The organism is Prochlorococcus marinus XMU1408 (genome assembly GCF_003208055.1).
GTDB lineage: Bacteria > Cyanobacteriota > Cyanobacteriia > PCC-6307 > Cyanobiaceae > Prochlorococcus_B > Prochlorococcus_B marinus_A.
Map to the genome: position 1 here is coordinate 149826 of NZ_QJUE01000005.1, position 17184 is coordinate 167009.

General features: G+C 36.0%; 16 protein-coding genes, 2 tRNA genes and 1 other RNA gene. 13 read left to right on the forward strand and 6 right to left on the reverse strand.

The window, feature by feature from the left end:
* Positions 1–62 precede the first annotated feature (62 nt).
* From DNJ73_RS07195 to sodX, 3 genes are all read left to right on the forward strand, one after another.
* Positions 63–662: an FKBP-type peptidyl-prolyl cis-trans isomerase gene (locus DNJ73_RS07195; RefSeq protein ID WP_187152636.1), complete on the forward strand. Its 600-nt coding sequence runs from the start codon at positions 63–65 to the stop codon at positions 660–662.
* A gap of 95 nt (positions 663–757) precedes the next feature.
* Positions 758–1228: a superoxide dismutase, Ni gene (gene sodN, locus DNJ73_RS07200; protein ID WP_036905772.1), complete on the forward strand. Its 471-nt coding sequence runs from the start codon at positions 758–760 to the stop codon at positions 1226–1228.
* On the forward strand, positions 1203–1580 hold the full coding sequence (gene sodX, locus DNJ73_RS07205) for a nickel-type superoxide dismutase maturation protease (protein ID WP_158467036.1): 378 nt from the start codon (positions 1203–1205) through the stop codon (positions 1578–1580). Before sodN ends, sodX begins: the two co-directional genes overlap by 26 nt.
* 33 nt (positions 1581–1613) lie before the next feature.
* Here the strand turns inward: sodX and trpC are convergent, their stop codons facing one another.
* From trpC to DNJ73_RS07220, 3 genes are read right to left on the reverse strand one after another with little or no spacing between them, the layout of a single operon-like run.
* Entirely contained in the window at positions 1614–2501 is an 888-nt protein-coding gene (trpC, locus tag DNJ73_RS07210) for an indole-3-glycerol phosphate synthase TrpC (protein ID WP_158467037.1), read from the reverse strand.
* Positions 2502–2543: 42 nt separating this feature from the next.
* Positions 2544–3986, reverse strand: a complete 1443-nt coding sequence (gene lpdA / locus DNJ73_RS07215; protein ID WP_158467038.1) for a dihydrolipoyl dehydrogenase — start codon at positions 3984–3986, stop codon at positions 2544–2546.
* Positions 3983–4819: a TrmH family RNA methyltransferase gene (locus tag DNJ73_RS07220; RefSeq protein WP_158467268.1), complete on the reverse strand. Its 837-nt coding sequence runs from the start codon at positions 4817–4819 to the stop codon at positions 3983–3985. Before DNJ73_RS07220 ends, lpdA begins: the two co-directional genes overlap by 4 nt.
* 238 nt (positions 4820–5057) lie before the next feature.
* Here DNJ73_RS07220 and murA point away from each other — a divergent pair, with 238 nt between their 5' ends.
* The 4 genes from murA to DNJ73_RS07240 all read left to right on the forward strand — a co-directional run bounded on the left by murA (position 5058) and on the right by DNJ73_RS07240 (position 8972).
* On the forward strand, positions 5058–6434 hold the full coding sequence (gene murA / locus DNJ73_RS07225; protein ID WP_158467039.1) for a UDP-N-acetylglucosamine 1-carboxyvinyltransferase: 1377 nt from the start codon (positions 5058–5060) through the stop codon (positions 6432–6434).
* A 40-nt stretch (positions 6435–6474) separates the two neighbouring features.
* Positions 6475–6556, forward strand: a tRNA-Leu gene (locus DNJ73_RS07230).
* A gap of 8 nt (positions 6557–6564) precedes the next feature.
* Positions 6565–7746 carry an aspartate aminotransferase family protein gene (locus DNJ73_RS07235; RefSeq protein WP_158467040.1) on the forward strand — a complete coding sequence of 394 codons (1182 nt, stop codon included), beginning with the start codon at positions 6565–6567 and terminating at the stop codon, positions 7744–7746.
* Positions 7725–8972, forward strand: a complete 1248-nt coding sequence (locus DNJ73_RS07240) for a bifunctional folylpolyglutamate synthase/dihydrofolate synthase (protein ID WP_158467041.1) — start codon at positions 7725–7727, stop codon at positions 8970–8972. Before DNJ73_RS07235 ends, DNJ73_RS07240 begins: the two co-directional genes overlap by 22 nt.
* Positions 8973–8988: 16 nt before the next feature.
* On the opposite strand, the gene DNJ73_RS07245 is transcribed toward DNJ73_RS07240, so the two are convergent.
* Both DNJ73_RS07245 and DNJ73_RS07250 read right to left on the reverse strand, forming a co-directional pair.
* Positions 8989–10341 (reverse strand): FAD-binding oxidoreductase, encoded by a 1353-nt coding sequence (locus DNJ73_RS07245; protein ID WP_158467042.1) that lies wholly within the window; start codon positions 10339–10341, stop codon positions 8989–8991.
* Complete coding sequence (locus DNJ73_RS07250) at positions 10338–11654, reverse strand: amidohydrolase family protein (protein WP_261792596.1); 1317 nt, start codon at positions 11652–11654, stop codon at positions 10338–10340. Before DNJ73_RS07250 ends, DNJ73_RS07245 begins: the two co-directional genes overlap by 4 nt.
* A gap of 205 nt (positions 11655–11859) precedes the next feature.
* Here DNJ73_RS07250 and DNJ73_RS07255 point away from each other — a divergent pair.
* The 6 genes from DNJ73_RS07255 to ftsZ all read left to right on the forward strand — a co-directional run bounded on the left by DNJ73_RS07255 (position 11860) and on the right by ftsZ (position 17029).
* Positions 11860–11932 (forward strand) — tRNA-His (locus tag DNJ73_RS07255).
* A 64-nt stretch (positions 11933–11996) separates the two neighbouring features.
* Positions 11997–13388 (forward strand): tRNA (N6-isopentenyl adenosine(37)-C2)-methylthiotransferase MiaB, encoded by a 1392-nt coding sequence (miaB, locus tag DNJ73_RS07260; RefSeq protein ID WP_158467043.1) that lies wholly within the window; start codon positions 11997–11999, stop codon positions 13386–13388.
* A 50-nt stretch (positions 13389–13438) separates the two neighbouring features.
* Entirely contained in the window at positions 13439–14497 is a 1059-nt protein-coding gene (locus DNJ73_RS07265) for a D-alanine--D-alanine ligase family protein (protein ID WP_158467044.1), read from the forward strand.
* A 36-nt stretch (positions 14498–14533) separates the two neighbouring features.
* Positions 14534–14944, forward strand: a complete 411-nt coding sequence (locus tag DNJ73_RS07270) for a hypothetical protein (RefSeq protein WP_158467045.1) — start codon at positions 14534–14536, stop codon at positions 14942–14944.
* The gene (locus DNJ73_RS07275) at positions 14902–15762 is read left to right on the forward strand and encodes a cell division protein FtsQ/DivIB (RefSeq protein ID WP_158467046.1); all 861 of its coding nucleotides are present in this window, start codon (positions 14902–14904) and stop codon (positions 15760–15762) included. The genes DNJ73_RS07270 and DNJ73_RS07275 overlap by 43 nt, the downstream gene beginning before the upstream one ends.
* Before the next feature lie 163 nt (positions 15763–15925).
* The gene (ftsZ, locus tag DNJ73_RS07280; protein WP_158467047.1) at positions 15926–17029 is read left to right on the forward strand and encodes a cell division protein FtsZ; all 1104 of its coding nucleotides are present in this window, start codon (positions 15926–15928) and stop codon (positions 17027–17029) included.
* 34 nt (positions 17030–17063) lie between these two features.
* On the opposite strand, the gene ffs is transcribed toward ftsZ, so the two are convergent.
* An RNA gene (ffs, locus tag DNJ73_RS07285) (signal recognition particle sRNA small type) lies at positions 17064–17160 on the reverse strand.
* Positions 17161–17184: the final 24 nt, after the last annotated feature.

Below are 17184 nucleotides of genomic sequence, written 5' to 3' on the forward strand. Positions count from 1 at the left end.
TTTTAAATAGATGTAATTTGGGTACTAATCTGCAAGAATATTTCCGATTACTTAATATTGCTGTGAGAGAAATCTTAATTAGCTTTTCTGTTTGCCTTAGCTGCTTGATTATTGCAGTGATCAGCCAAATCATCTCACCAACTCCAACGAATGCCTCACAAATTGACCAACCAATCCAGGCGGAAATAAGGCAATCCACAAAAACCAGCGAGTCTGTCACTAATCCATTTGAATTAGATCCTGAAGATCCAAATCCATCACTTTTTACTATGGCCTCAGATAAAACCAATACAAGCAACGCTCCTCTCGGAGGAGCTGAGATAGGAGCATCTCAAGTAACTTCAAGTGGTCTAAAAATCACTGAATTAGTCTTAGGAGATGGTCAAGAAGCCACCCCAGGAACAAGTGTCTCAGTAAATTACAAGGGTACTCTTGATGATGGGAAAGAATTTGACAGCAGTTATGGAAGAGGTCCTTTTGAATTTTCTTTAGGAGCAGGGATGGTAATAAAGGGTTGGGATGAGGGAGTTGCAGGGATGAAAGTTGGAGGTAAAAGGAAATTAGTTATCCCTCCAGAATTGGGGTATGGCAGCAGAGGGATAGGTCCAATCCCCCCTAATTCAGTTTTAACTTTTGAAGTGGAATTATTGAGTGTTAAGTGAATTTCTTAAATTATTCAGAAAGCTCTAGAAAAAATTATGGCGTTTGTTGACAAACGCCATTAATGTAAAAAAAAATGTTCACAAATTATTTTCAGATGTTGAGCGAAACACTTACATCAATCTTTAACAAGCTTCCAGCAAAATCTGTTCACGCTCACTGTGACGGACCTTGCGGTGTATATGACCCTGCTTCTGCAAGAGTTGCCGCAGAGGCAGTTTTGTCTATGACAAAAAAACTTATTGCTCTAGCTCCAGCTGGTAACGATCAAGCTTCCATTTCAGCCTATAACAACACTTTTTCTCGTTTCGTTGCAATTAAAGAAGAAGAATCACAAAAGGCCAAAAAAGAACTTCTAATTCTCTGGACTGACTACTTCAAGCCTGAACACTTAGCTACATATCCAGATCTTCATGACACTTTTTGGAAAGCAGCAAAGCTTTGTAGTGCATGCAAGGTAAATATTGATCAAACCAAGGCAGAAGAATTATTAGCAGCTGTACAAAAAATTCACTCGATGTTTTGGTCTTCAAAAGGTAGAAGTGATAGCTGGGTTACCGCAAGCTGATAAAAGTCTTTTCCACAAGCCAGACTTATTTACTTTATTTACTTTAATAATCGGTTACCGACAACATTTACGTGTTGTCGGTACTTCTATGGAAAGAACTCTTAAAGAGGGAGATTTAGTTATATATAAAAAGTTAAACCCAAAAAATATTGGCTTAGAGATTGGCGATATCGTCGTTGCCTCTCATCCAAACAGAAAAAACAAGTTAATAATTAAAAGAATTCATAGGATTTATCAAAATAAATTTGATTTAAGGGGAGACAACACATTTTCAAGCACTGATAGTAGAGAATTAGGTTTAATTGAATTAGATTTAATCATTGGGAAAGTAGACAAAATTTTCCCTAAATAGATTTAAGAGATTAATATAGATCTTTTCCTTAATCTATAACTTTCCAATTAACTTTTTAACTCCACCTAATATATCTTCCTGTGACATAAGAGATTCACCAACCAAAACAGCATCAGCCCCATAACTCTTTACTAAATCCAAATCCTCACGAGTAAATAAACCTGACTCGCTTACCAAAGTAATAGAATTTTCTTTAATTTGGTTAGCATAATTCTTAGCCAATTTCTTTGTAACTTCAAGATCGGTTTTAAAACTCTTTAAATTTCTATTATTAATACCTATTAAATTAAATAAATTAATATTTAGTACCCTTTCAAGTTCTTCTGAGTTATGAACCTCTACTAATATCGTCAGTCCCAAATGTTCAGCGACCTTAGATAAGTACTTTAAATCAGAATCAGTCAGGATTGCAGCTATTAAAAGTGCAGCATCAGCTCCAGCAGCTCTTGCTTGGTAAAGCTGATAGGGATAAAGAATAAAATCCTTACAGAGGATTGGGATTGCGATTTCTTTTCTAACTTCAACTAATACATCAAAACCACCTTGAAAAAATTTTTTATCTGTTAAGACTGATATACAGTTAGCACCTCCATCTTGATACATTTTACCTATTGTTCTCGCGTCAAAGTCCTCCCTTATTATCCCTCTACTTGGACTAGCTTTTTTTATTTCTGAGATTAGTGCTGGTTTTGAATTACTATTTCTTAATGCGTCTATAAAATTTTTTGTTTTGGGTAAATCCTTGATCTTTTTCTTTAAATCTTCAAGCGAAACTTTTTTTCTTGCAATCTCAACTTCTAAATGTTTTTCCCAAACAATTTCCTCCAAAATATTTTTAGGTTTTGAATCTGGATGAGGTATTGCATACTCTAAATTAGCTACTTTTATACTTGGGTTAGGAGGTCTTCTTCTGATTTTCATAATTTAAATAAGTGATGATCTATAAAAATAAAATTTGATTTACTACTTCTTGATTTGTAAAGCAGCCTGTTTATAAGCAACCTCCACAACTTCGCTTAACGTTGGATGCGTATGAACTTCTTTTGCTAAGTCATTGACTAGTTGCCTTCTAGAAATTGCATTAGAAACCTCTTGTATAAGATCAGCCGCATGTAATCCATAGATATGAGCCCCAAGGACCTCTCCCGTCTGTTTATTAAAAATCAACTTCATAATTCCATCACTTTCTAATTCAGCCAAAGCCTTAGAGTTTGCTTTAAAATAACTTCTAACAATTCCAAGTTCAAAGCCTTCGTTTTTCGCTATATCTTTTGCTTCTTCTTCCGAAAGTCCAACGGAACTTATCTCAGGATGAGTAAAAGTCGCTGCAGGAATACTTCTGTAATCAATTTCTATTGCTTTTCCTAAAATATTTTCTACAGCAATACTCCCTTGAGCTGCAGCAGTATGAGCCAACATCAACTTACCCGTAACATCTCCGACTGCCCAAAGATTAGAAATTGGTTTTTCATTTACCAATACTCTCATCTGATCATCAATTGGAATAAAACCTCTCGTCGTTTCAACTCCAACGGATTGTAGATTTAGATTTTTAGTCGACGGTACTCGGCCTGTTGCGACCAGAACAGCATCAACTTGTAACTCCTCAATCACTTCTCGAGTCTTTGCATCTGTAAGCTCGACCTCGACTGGACAACCTGGTTTGACTTTAGTAGCGAATACTCCAGCTCGAGTTTCAATATCTCTTTTATCAATTAGGTTTCTTGAAGCAATTTTTGTGATATCAGGATCAAAAGTAGGCATTACTTTATCAAGAGCTTCAATCATGGTTACTTCACAACCTAAAGCTGTATAAATATCAGCGAATTCCAAGCCTATATAGCCACTACCAATTATGGCAATCCATCTTGGCAACCACTCTAAATTAATAGCCTCATCACTTGTGAAAACAGTTCGTCCATCAATTTCAATTCCAGGCGGTACAAAAGGATCTGAGCCTGTAGCCAAGATAATATCTCTGGTAGAGAAGATTCTGTCAACTCCATTTGTTTCTCTTAAGCCGACCTTTTGATTGCCTTCTAAACGCCCTTCTCCTCTAAGTATCTCAACTCCCGATCTTTCCAATGTTTTGGTTAGATTTTTTCGAATTGTCTCAACTAAGTTTTTTGCATGTTCGGCAATTTTTTTACGTTCAAATCTAACTGGAGCGGAATGTATACCAAATTCAGCAAGATGAGGAACATTTGCAAGCTCACGAACTTTACCACTGGCTGCTAGTAATGCTTTAGAGGGGACACAGCCTCTGTTGACACAGGTCCCACCCATATCTCTTGATTCGATAATCGCCACTTTCAAGCCAGCCTCTGCTGCATGTTTAGCAGCATCAAAACCTCCATATCCTGCTCCAACAACAATTAAGTCAAAGTCAAAAGAAATTTCACTCACGGTTTTTTTTGGATACCCTTAACCATTTTTACTCTTTGTCGCTCCAACAAGAGAGGAACTGCAGCAGATGCCACATTTAGTGAATCAACTAATGAGCTATGAGGCAACGTAACAAAGTCTGAACAACAGGCTTCGATTGAAGAATGAACACCTGAGCCTTCATTCCCAAGAACCAATACAGTAGGGAGATCCCAGTCTAATTCCCAATAAGGTTTCACTTTCTTATCAGTAATTTTATTCGGCGAAATTGTTCCTACTACTTGGTAATTATCATTAATTGCAATATTGAGTTTTGAAACAAGAATTTCAGTACTTGAAGAAGATGAATTTCCAATCCGTTCAAAAGGTAAATGAAGAACTGAGCCAGCTGAAGATCTTAAAACCTTTTGATTTAGGGGATCTGCTCCAGAAGCTAACCAAATAACTTCATATTCAGCAGCAAGGGCCGATCGGAATAAATTTCCCAAATTGCCAGGATCTTGAATCCTATCTAAAGCTAAAATGTGTTTTGGGGCTTTTACCGGTTTTGGCAACCCTGACATTGTGAATATCGATGCGACACCATCAGGCGTCACTGTTGACAAAGATGCTTCTAAAACATTTGTGGTTACTAGGGTTAATAAAGATTTTGAAGCTATTTTTTTTAAAACTTCCTCATGCTCATCACACCATTTAGGAGTTGCAATAACTTCTTTTGGCAAAAAATTTGTTTTCAAAGCCTCTTCTAACAAATGAGACCCCTCAAGCAAAAGAGAAGAATGCTCTTCACGTCCACTTTTTTTCAACAGACCCCTTAATTTTCTAACCAAAGGGTTCCTTCTACTTGAAATCAATGGCGAAAAAGAATTCTTAATTTTCAAACCTCAAATTATTTAATTTCTGAAAGATAAGAGATGTTTCTTGCCTTGAAATAAACACTGATATTTTCTTTGATCAAAAAAACATGTACAAATCTTATTCAAACTTTAAACATTATCAAGATTTAATTGGAACCCATCAATTTTCAATAAGGGTGACTGGACTATTTTTAATCCACTTGGCATTATGGCTTGGTAAGCAGTGCGCTCCAATATGAGTAGTGTGGCGACAATTAAAAGGAAAGTTATTCCGCCACATCTGGAGGTGAAAGGAGGGCATCAACTTAGTGGGGTTTTGAAAGTTAGTGGAGCAAAAAATTCTTCTTTAGTTTTAATGGCAGCAGCTCTTCTGACAAAAGAAACACTCCTCATTAAAAATGTCCCGAAACTGACTGATATTGAGGTTTTATCAGAAATTCTTCTTAATCTAGGAGCAAAGTTAACTAAGAGGAATAATTCTATTGAGATTAATTCTAGGTGCATTCATAATGCTGAGTTACCTTATCAACTAGTTCATAGTTTAAGAGCTAGTTTTTTCTGTATTGGCCCTTTACTTGCAAGGCTTGGAGAAGCAAAAATTCCTTTACCAGGCGGTTGTAATATTGGAGCAAGACCTGTTGATGAACACATCAATGGTCTAAAAGCTCTAGGCGCAGAAGTAGTTATTAATAATGAGGTTGTGAGCGCTCAAGTTTCAACCAAAAATAAAAGATTACATGGTGCGAATATCACTCTTAAATATCCAAGTGTTGGAGCTACAGAAACTATTTTGATGGCTTCTTGCTTAGCTATGGGCAAAACAACCATATCGAATGCCGCTAGAGAGCCAGAGATTCAGGATCTGGCAAAAATGCTTAATTCAATGGGAGCAAAAGTTTCTGGAGCTGGAACACAAAGAATTACAATCAAAGGCGTTAAAACCTTAAGAGGGACTTCTCATTCGGTAATCCCTGACAGAATAGAAGCTGGGACTTTTCTTATAGCATCAGCCATAACACGTTCGCCCTTGATTGTAGGACCTCTAGTACCAAACCATTTGAGCGCTGTTATTTTAAAACTTCAAGAATGTGGCTGTTCTATCTCTCATCATGGCAATCATTATTTAAAAATTATTCCAAGAGAAATTTCAGGAGTTGATATAACTACAAGTCCATTTCCTGGCTTTCCAACTGATCTTCAAGCTCCCTTTATGTCATTGATGGCCACAGCTAAGGGTTCAAGCAAAATCAAAGAAAAAGTTTTTGAAAAGAGGATGCAACATGTTAATGAGCTAATCAAGATGGGGGCCTGTATTTCTCTAGAACAAAATACTGCTCACATAAAAGGAGTCAAAGAATTAATCGGTTCAAATGTAAAAGGAGGAGATTTACGTTCTTCTGCTGCCATTATTCTTGCTTGTATCTCGGCCAAAGGAAATAGTATTTTCACAGGTCTTGATCACTTAGATAGAGGGTATGAAAAATTAGAAGAAAAATTAAGTAATGCCGGTTCTATAATTTCTAGAAAATTTGATCAAAAAACATCTCAAATTTCTTTTTCTAACAAAAAATTTACTGAAGACAATATTGATACTCAAAAAAATGCAGCTTAGTTTCATATTTTTGCTAGTTTTGACATAAAATAAACCTACTGGGAGCGTGGTGGAATTGGTAGACGCACCGCACTCAAAATGCGGCACCTTCGGGTTTGTCGGTTCAAGTCCGACCGCTCCCACTTCATTGATGAAAACTTACCAACGTTTTCCCTTAGACCTAGTAAAAGGTAAAGGGTGTTGGGTGTGGGATGAGAAAGGTGAAAAATATCTTGATGCTGTAGCAGGCATCGCAACTTGTTCTCTGGGACACAGTAATAGAGCATTAATCAAATCCTTATCTAAGCAATTAAGGAAACTTCAACATGTCTCCAATCTTTACCAAATTCCGGAACAAGAAGAACTGGCTCAATGGTTAACTTCCAACAGTTTTGCCAAGAGTGCATTTTTCTGCAATAGCGGTGCCGAAGCAAACGAAGCTGCTATTAAATTGGCAAGAAAATATGGTCATATCAAACGTAACATCGATAATCCAATCATTCTTTGCTCAAAAGAAAGCTTTCACGGAAGAACTCTCGCAGCTGTAAGTGCGACAGGACAACCGAAATACCATAATGGCTTCGAGCCTATGGTTGATGGATTTAAGTTTTTTTCATATAACGACAATGAATCTTTTAAGAATCTATTTGATGGTTTAGAAAAAACAGGTCCCAAAATCGCCGCTGTGTTAATTGAACCAATACAAGGAGAGGGAGGAATAAATGTTGGGGAAAAATCATTTTTTCAACTTATTAAAGCTAAATGTACAGAAAACAATGTTTTATTGATGTTTGATGAAGTCCAAACAGGGATGGGAAGAACAGGTACTCTTTGGGGATATGAGCAATTAGGGATTGAACCTGATGTCTTCACATTAGCCAAAGGACTTGGAGGAGGTCATGCAATCGGAGCACTATTAGTTAATCAGCTAGCTGATGTTTTTCAGCCTGGTGACCATGCCAGCACTTTTGGAGGAAATCCTTTTGCTTGTAGAGCAGCTCTAACCGTTGGAAGAGAAATACAAAAAAGAAAACTCCTCATTAAAATTACCGAGAGAGGTATTCAATTAAAAGAAGGATTAATTAATCTTTCACTTAAATATTCTGATATATTTTTTTCTACAAGAGGCATCGGTCTTATTCAAGGTCTCGTTTTGAAAGACAATAAAAAAATAACATCTCTTGATATTGTCAAATCGGCCTTGGAAGAGAAATTACTTTTAGTCTCAGCTGGTGCAAAAGTATTAAGAATAGTACCCCCTTTAATCATTACAAAAAAAGAAATCAACGAACTTTTATCAAGATTAGATAAATGTCTAATGAAACTTTCATAAAAAAATCTAATTTCACTTTTGAAAGTAAAAACACAGAATATAAAGATATGAATCTAGGAATAGATCGTATGTCACAGGCTATTAGTGCCATGGGTGATCCATGCAAAAAAATACCTGCTATTCACATAGCAGGTACGAATGGGAAAGGATCTATTGCTGCTTTTATAAATAGTGTTCTAAGTATAGTAGATATAAAAACTGGAGTAACTACTTCTCCTCATTTGGTTGATTGGGTCGAAAGAATCTGTATCAATAAGACCCCCATATCAAAAAAAGAATTTAAATCATTAAGTCTCGCCCTCAGTCCAATTTTAACCAAATATGATTTGACTCCTTTTGAATCGATTGTTGCAATAGCACTAAAATATTTCACATTAAAGGAAGTTAAGCTTCTCATACTGGAGGTAGGTCTTGGAGGGAGACTTGATGCAACAACCGCTCACAAACATAGACCTATCATTGCGTTTGGAGCTATTGGTCTTGATCATTGTGAATACTTAGGTAAAAGTCTAAAAAAAATAGCTATTGAAAAAGCAGCTGTAATAACCCCTAAAAGTACGGTTATTACAGCTGCGCAGCACAATATTGTAAAACAAGTTTTCAAGGAGACTGCTATTAAACAACAAGCAAAAATACATTGGGTTGATCCACTTCCTTCAGACTGGGAACTTGGTCTATCAGGAATAATACAAAAAGAAAATGCTGCCGTAGCTAAAGGTGTGATTGAATCATTAGAGAATATTGGTTGGAAAATTTCTCAGGAGCAAATTAAAGAAGGCTTATCTGTTGCAAAATGGCCTGGAAGACTTCAATACATAAAGTGGAAAGGAATGCCAATAATTGTTGATGGTGCCCATAATCCACATGCAGCCAAACAATTATCAATTGAAAGAGAGACATGGTCTGACCAAGAAAGTGGCATTACTTGGATACTAGGGATCCAAAAACAAAAAGATATGATAAACATTTTACATAATCTGATAAGAGAAAAAGACATTGCTTGGATAGTTCCTGTCCCAGGTCAACAAAGCTGGTCTACAGATCAGATTTTAAGTTTTTGCCCTGAATATAAAAGTCAGCTTAAAGAAGCATTGAGTGCAGAAGCAGTTTTATCAATAATTAGAAAACGAAAGAAATGGCCTTCTCCTCCACCCATCATTACAGGATCACTATATTTAATAGGTGATCTTTTTCAAAGGCAAGCTTTAAAAAATCAAGTTGTTTAAAAATAGAGTATGTGAATTAATTGTCTTTTATTTTCCACCCTTTGAGTTTCCCGGGATTAAGAATTCCTTTTGGGTCAAAGTTACTCTTCGCTTGAACTTGGTCTGAATCAATCACACCAAGCCCCCCATCTTCAACAGTGATTGTATGCGGATTAAAAATCACTGCACCAAGTTCTTTACATTGAAGAATTAAGCGATTCATAGCTTCTTCACCCTGCCATTTAACAATAGGGAGTGATGCTAATCTTTGTACTCCATTCTGACGAACACATTCCAAATGCCATAAAAGATTCGGTCCCCAATCGGATTTCAATTTCCTCATCATTTCCGACTCAGGCTGAGGAAGAAGCATTTGTAGATATGTCCACTCAGGATCTATTCCGCGCATATGTAAAGTTGTATGGTTCCATGAAAGCTCTCTTAGGCCAGTTCCGGCCTTAAGATTTTCTGGACCTAAATCATTAAAACCTGCACCAACTGATCTAGAAAGTCGTTCAATTGTACTAACACCATCCGGCGAAACCAAAAGTAAAATTCTATGTTTGCCTGATGGTTTACCAGACCAATGAGGAAGACAACTAACGATTTCTTTATCTAATAAAGTTCCCAAATAAAGCTCTAATGCAGCACAATTAAACTTAATTAAAAGATCAATAGCCTGATCCCAATCCAAACAGTCGACAACTATTTGTTGCCATTTAACATACGCAGCAGTTGTTAGAGTCAAAGCAGTAATAATTCCATTAGTTCCATAAGCATGATTTAAAGCTTCAGAATTTTTTGCATCCAATTCAAGCTTTCTTGGTGAATCCTCGGTCGTTACAATTTCTAATGCTTGCAAATGCCCAGGATCTCTGAGGAATCCCCAACGAACGGATCCTATGCCACCTGAGCCTCCAGCAACAAAACCACCAACCGAAGCACTTCTCCATGTACTTGGAAGCAAGCGCAACTGACGACCATGTTCAATCAACTCATCATTAATCTCTCTTAGTAAACAACCAGATTCAACTGTGATTTCACCTGATTTGGGATCGAAATGTCTAATCTTCCGGAGACCAGACATAATCATGACAACTCCACCTTTTAGAGGAACACACTGTCCATAATTCCCTGTTCCAGAACCTCTTAAAGTTAAAGGGGTTGAATACTTATTACAAATTTGAGCCACAATAACAATTGCATCTACCGACAGTGGTCGAACGACAATATCAGCCAAGCAATCTTTTAATTCACTAATTAATATCGGCGAATAATCAAAGAAATCTTTAGAGAACCTTTGTAAATCACTATTTTTTTGATAGATCTCTAAATCAGAAATTAACTGTAGTTCACTTAAGAGCAAAGCTACTTTCTCTTTATTGCTCATAACTCAGAATTGCTAAATTTTGAGTTATTATTTTTAGGTAATTCATTCAAGAATTCACCATTAACTACTACTCTTCTTTTAGATCTTTCAGACAAAGTTTTTACCCAACTATTTGAATCTAACAAAATAAAATCAGCTGGACTTCCCTTTTCCAAAATCCCATCCCATTGAAGACTAAGTATATGCGCTGCAGAGGTAGTGAAAGGTGAAAGGCCCAATCTATCCCAAGGAGACAAATGAGCTATTGGCATTGAAAAGGCCATTAAGTTTATAGGATCAAAATTAGATAAAGGAAACCATGCATCATTTACATTGTCTCCTCCTACAGATACAACAACCCCAGCCTTTTGAAGTTGAAATATTGGGGCTAGAGGACGTTTAGTTAAAGTGGATCGTTTTTCCCTGCCAAGTAGCCAAGAGTTAGTAAGTGGTAAAGCAACAACTTTTAATTTATTTTTAGCCATTTCTTTTGCCAAACATGAAATAGCTTTTTTTCTTAATAAGCCCATACTGCTCAAATGACTACAAGTTATTGATATCTCATTTTTAACTTGACCCAAGACCTCAAGAAGTAATTTCAAGCCAGCAGCCGGGCAAGACTGAGACTCATCAATATGAAGATCAATATCACACTTAAGTCTATTTGCGAGTTGCACTAGATGTAATAAGGATTGATAAGTCTTCCTCTTATTTAAAGGAGGAGCTATAACTCCTCCTAAGAGATCTCCATTGAAAGCAATTTTTTGAGCTAAAAGCTCACCTTTGTAAGTTTGCCAAAAATCTAATGGAACCAAAGCGACAAACTGTAAGAAAATTTTCTCTCGCCATTTTGTTCTAACTTTTTCTAATATCTCCCAATCTCTCATTGCATTTTTTCCAAAGCTATCAATATGAGATCTAATTGCTCTAATACCATTAGTCAAAGCTAAATTTAGGGACGTCTCAACGCTAAAAAGTAATTCATCTTCAGACCTCAATCCGTATTCACTTAGATTCGATGCTAAGGCTTCTTGGTAGCTACCCTTCAAATTAGAGGAACGTGACCAAGAGAATGCTTTATCTATATGTGCATGAGGTTCCACAAATCTTGGTAGAAGCATTTCCTTTGGAACTTTAGAAATATCTTTTAAGCCCTTAATTGAAATAATTTTTCCATCCCTCCATTCAACTTGAATAGGGGACAATCCTTCTTTATCAGTTGAGGTTCCTAATACATCCAATCCATTACCAATCAAACATCTTGGAACAAGAACATCTATGCACCCAGACTTTGGAGGGCTTGCAATCAATTCAACATTTTTTGCGAAATTCACTTTCAAATAGATTTCAATCCCGGGCTTTTATAAATCGGGGTACTTATTCCACAGTAACTTCATTACCTGTCAATTGCGTTGTGATCAAGATATAAAAATTGATAATTTTAATTCGTACTATCTAGAATAATTTCAAGCGAATTTGTTTACCAAAATCATTTTGGAATCTCAAAATGACAAATCATTGGTAGATTAAAAGCACAAGGCGGGCGTCGCCAAGTGGTTAAGGCAGCGGCTTGTGGCGCCGCTATTCGGGGGTTCGAATCCCCTCGCTCGCCCTTGAACAACTCTTTAAGGAATGTATCTAAAAAATCTTTTTTTCAAGAAAAAAATACATCAGCGATGACAACATCAATAGTCCCTACTAAACAGATCACATCTATTAGAACTAACAGAGGAAGCTATTGGATTACCACTTTTGGCTGCCAAATGAATAAAGCAGATTCAGAACGGATGTCTGGGATATTACAAAAAATGGGATATCAACTTGCAGAAGAGGAACTAAAAGCGGATTTAATTCTTTACAACACTTGTACTATTCGTGATAATGCTGAGCAAAAAGTTTATAGCTATTTAGGAAGGCAAGCTAGAAGAAAGAAATTAGATCCTCATTTAAAAATCATCATTGCAGGCTGCTTAGCCCAACAAGAGGGTGAAACCCTATTAAGAAGAGTTCCTGAGATAGATCTTGTCATGGGTCCTCAGCATGCCAATCGACTAGAGACACTACTTAATCAAGTTGATAATGGACACCAAGTTTTGGCCACGGATGAACAGCACATTTACGAAGACATAACAACAGCAAGAAGAGAGAGTGATATCTGCGCTTGGGTCAACATTATCTATGGATGTAATGAGCGATGCACATATTGCGTAGTCCCTTCTGTCAGGGGCAAAGAACAATCGAGGACACCTCAAGCAATTAAAAATGAAATAGAAAAATTAGCACGAATTGGCTATAAAGAGATAACTCTTTTAGGGCAAAATATCGATGCTTATGGCAGAGACTTTAAGGCTTATGAATATAATCAATCTGGCCAATTAACACTTTCCTATTTATTAGAATATATTCATGACATAGAGGGAATTGAGCGTATTAGATTTGCTACGAGTCATCCTAGATATTTCACCAAAGAATTAATAAATGTATGCGCAAAACTCCCTAAAGTTTGTGAACACTTTCATATTCCATTTCAAAGCGGGAGTAATCAAATCCTCAAAAAAATGGCTAGAGGTTATACTATTGAAAGCTATAAAGAAATTATAAATTATATTAAAAAATTAATGCCTGAAGCATCTATCACCTCTGATGCTATTGTAGCTTTCCCTGGTGAAACAAAAGATCAATTTCAAGAGACATTATCTATAATTAAGGATATTAAATTTGATCTTGTTAATACTGCAGCGTACTCACCAAGACCAAATACGCCAGCAGCTTTATGGCCTAATCAATTGTCAGAAGAAATTAAAATAGAGAGACTTAAAGAAATAAATAATTTAGTAGAAAAGACTGCAAAAGAAAGAAACTTTAGATACAAATATTCATCACAGGAAATACTCATTGAAAACATCAATTCTAAAAATAATTCCCAATTAATGGGCAGGACTAGAACGAATAGACTAACCTTCTTTCCAAGGTCCTCCAACAATGGCAAGTCATATAAACCTGGTGAAAAAGTTAATATAAAAATAAATGAAATACGACCATTTTCTTTGACTGGTGAAGTGATATAGAATGTTAATCATTTTCAATCAATTCTCAAAGTATTTAAAATTAACTAAATATGTCGAATAAAAAACTAACTATAGGTCTTGTATTTGGTGGGAATTCTAGTGAACATGAAGTGTCTATCAAATCCGCGAAGACTATTTACCATGCCTTATTACATTCTTATAATAATCAGCATTTTATTGTAAATCCAATTTACATAGACAAGCATGGATTTTGGTTAGATTCAAAATACTCAAAATCAATACTTGAACAAAATATATCGATTTCGACTTATAAAGGTAATAAAGACTTAAGAAATAATTTAATAAATCTACCGAAAGAAAGTGATAAAATTGATGTATGGTTCCCTGTATTACATGGGCCTAATGGGGAAGATGGAGTTATTCAAGGTTTATTCAAATTAACAGGAAAGCCTTTTGTTGGGTCAGGAATTCTTGGCTCGTCTTTAGGAATGGATAAAATAGCAATGAAATCTATTTTTAAATCTTTTAATATTCCTCAAGCTCCATATATTTTTTTAAGTAAAGAAGATTTATTAAATAATTTCTTCATGAAGTCAATCTTTGAAAAAACTGAGAAAATTATAAACTATCCTTGTTTTGTAAAGCCCGCCAACTTAGGTTCATCTATTGGAATCAATAAAGCTTATTCAAAGGAAGAACTTATTGCTGGAATCGAATTCGCATCTAACTTTGATGAAAGAATAATTATAGAAAAAAACATAGCGGGAAGAGAACTTGAATGTGGAGTATTAGGGAAATCAACTATGAGAGCATCAGTTGTTGGTGAAGTTAAATTTCAAACTGATTGGTACACGTATGAATCAAAATATAATAATAATCTAAGCAGCACAATTATCCCCGCTGACTTGAAGTTAGATATATCCAAAGAAATACAAAAATTAGCTATCGAAGCATGTAAGGCTATTAATGCATTTGGTTTAGCAAGAGTAGATTTCTTTTATCAAGAAAATGCACAACAGATTTACATAAATGAAGTTAATACCTTGCCTGGTTTTACAAATAAAAGTATGTATCCAATGTTGTGGGAGGCTTCTGGGTTAAAACTAGAAAAACTTGTTGCTAGTCTCATAGAAACAGCTAGAGAATAAATTAACCATGGACTTATTAGATCTATTTCTCAAAAAATGATTCACGGTCTCCTTTGGTTGCCATTACTAATGGCTTTTATTCTTATTGCTGCTCTCGGGTGGCTTGAGAGAAGGCGACAAAACCTTTATTTGATTTGGGCCAAAGGGTCAGAGCTAGCCAAACTTGATGGAACAGGCGCTGCTAGATTAAAAGATGGCTTTTTATGCTGGAGCAGCTTCGAAGCTGGAAATTTCAAAGAGGAAGAGACATTCGAAGTAAAAAAATTAGAAATGGTTGAGCTGATGGCTCTCAGTTCAGGAGAAGCACCTCTAACAAAAGAATCGGAAGGGCGATGCAGGCTCAGGCTTGTTGGCTCAGGTAGAGAAATTGATGTGCCTTTTTCAGATGCTGAACGTGCTCGTCAATGGATGGATCAACTAATGTCCAAAGCAAGATGCGACCTTTGAAATCAAATACAAGAAAAACCAAAAAATTAAATAAAAACAAAAAGATATCAATTAAAAAAGACTCAAATATTTTTAAAAATAAGAAATTTTTCATTGAATTATGGCAGTTCATTTTTTTTTCATATACTTCAATTATTCTTATCTTTATATTTACGAACCAGGCTTGGAGACCTATAAGTTTTGAACAAACTAAAATAACAGGCCTATCTGGAATAACAAAAAATCATATAAAAGAAACCATTAGTAATTTTTATCCAAAAAATTTGTTGGAATTAAATCCAAAAGAAATTGAATCATATTTAATAAAAAAGCTTCCAATTAAAAATGTTTCAATAAGCCGTAAGTTCTTTCCACCTGAAATTCATCTAAACTTTATTGAAAGAGAGCCAATTGCTTTTGCTAGTAGATTCATTGCAAAGGAGATTGAGAAAGGGATGATAGATATTGAAGGAACTTGGATACCACTTCAATTTATAAGTAAGACAAAAAAAAATAAAATAAAAATATCAATAGATAATTGGAATCAAAATAAAAAGAATGACATCCTTCTAATACTTAAGAATAGGTTTATCCTTAAAAGTCCTCTTCAAGAAATCAAAATAAGTCCTCTTCAAGAAATCAGTATAAAGACAGAGCACTTCAATTCAGTTCTTCTAGGTTCCGATACTGATCGCTTAATCGAGCAAATTAATAAACTCAACCAGCTACAAAAATCATTACCAAATCTTTTAATCAACACAAAAGTAAAAATTGTGGACCTTAAAGATCCAGGCAAACCAGAATTAAAAATCGAAAAAATACTTAATAGTGAGAAGTAAAAGCCTTGCTATGACATGATTCTCTTCAAACTTTCAAGGAACTGATGGCAATCCTGAGATATTTATACAAATTAATTTGTTAATCAATTTGAACCAATAAACCAACAGAATCCATTAATGATGTTCATAATGCCAAAAACGAGTTCTAATCCTGAATATGGTGATGGGAATTGGAAACAAATCTAGTTTCAACATGGATGAAGGAATCCTCCCCAGTCAATCTGCACGTATTGAGGTAATCGGTGTTGGTGGTGGTGGAAGTAATGCCGTCAACCGAATGATCAATAGTGATCTTGATGGAGTTACATATCGAGTGTTAAATACAGACGCTCAAGCCCTTATCCAATCATCTGCTACTCATAGAGTTCAATTAGGTCAAAGCTTAACTAGAGGGCTGGGCGCAGGCGGCAATCCAAGTATTGGACAAAAGGCAGCAGAGGAATCTAGAACTGATCTCCAGCAAGCCCTGGAGGGGGTTGACCTAGTATTTATTGCCGCTGGCATGGGAGGTGGCACTGGAACAGGAGCAGCCCCAGTTGTTGCTCAGGTCGCAAAAGAAAGTGGTGCCTTGACAGTAGGAATAGTTACAAAGCCTTTTAGTTTTGAAGGTAAACGTCGTTTAAGGCAAGCTGACGAAGGTATTGCCAGGCTTGCAGAAAATGTAGATACGTTGATTGTCATTCCAAACGACAGACTAAAGGACGTAATTTCCGGAGCACCTTTACAAGAAGCCTTTAGAAGCGCAGATGATGTTCTAATGAAAGGAGTACAAGGAATAAGCGATATAATTACATGTCCAGGATTAGTGAATGTAGATTTTGCTGATGTTAGATCTGTTATGACAGAAGCTGGAACTGCACTTCTAGGGATCGGCTTAGGTTCAGGAAGATCAAGGGCTTTAGAAGCAGCTCAGGCTGCAATTAATAGTCCACTTTTAGAAGCAGCTAGAATTGATGGTGCTAAAGGATGCGTAATAAATATAACTGGAGGAAAAGATATGACACTCGAAGATATGACATCTGCCTCAGAGGTTATTTCAGACGTTGTTGATCCAGAAGCAAATATCATCGTAGGTACAGTTGTTGATGAAAAACTTGAGGGTGAGATTCAAGTAACAGTTATTGCAACTGGATTTGACAGTAATCAAATTTATTCAAATGAGAGAAATAGGGCAAGACTTTCCCCTCAATCTCTTTACGAACAATCTGACTCAAAGGAATCAGGTGCATCGATACCTGAGTTTCTACGTATAAGACAAAACCGTTAATATGGTTTAATTTAATCAACCTAATTGATTTATAGGTGACCCGGAGTCCACGCCTGCTTTGAGCATCCCATATGGCTGCTACCTTCCGGTCCTGACCAGTTTTAGGCGTCACAGCCGCATGGGGCCGAGTCAATAATATTCTAGCAATACTTAAC